We start from the raw sequence: 387 nt of genomic DNA, 5'->3' as shown, positions 1-387 counted from the left end.
ATGGTGGACGTCGCGCCTTGGAAGTCGTTGTTGGCGGTGGTGGGGAACGCGGTGGTGACCTTGAGGTTGTCGGTCTTGGCCGAGGTCACGGAGGTGAGGTTGGTGAGGACCTTGTTGGCGGTGATGACCGGGGCGGAGGCCAGGACGGTGGTCTTGGTGCCGGTGCAGTTGTAGGGGGCGGTGGCGCCGGTCCAGGCCACGGAGCAGTTTTCGATGGTCAGTTGCAGGCCGTTGGTCACGTCCGTGGTGAGCAGGGATCCGGTGGCTCCGGCGGAGGTGGTGAGGGTGACGTTGTTCAGGTCCGAGTTGCCGCTGTTGGCCAGGGTGACGAGCTTTTCGACCTTGTCTCCGGGCTTGTCTCCGGGCAGCAGTCCCGCGATCGGGACG

At 65.4% G+C, this 387-nt stretch carries 1 pseudogene; it reads right to left on the bottom strand.

The features are described 5' to 3' along the window. Positions 1 to 387, bottom strand: a pseudogene (locus tag AB4Y77_RS23010) (TasA family protein); the annotation flags it as partial.

It is taken from the genome of Paenarthrobacter sp. YAF11_1, assembly GCF_052113445.1.
In the GTDB taxonomy this organism is placed as follows: domain Bacteria; phylum Actinomycetota; class Actinomycetes; order Actinomycetales; family Micrococcaceae; genus Arthrobacter.
This window is presented reverse-complemented; position numbering and strand designations above follow the sequence as displayed.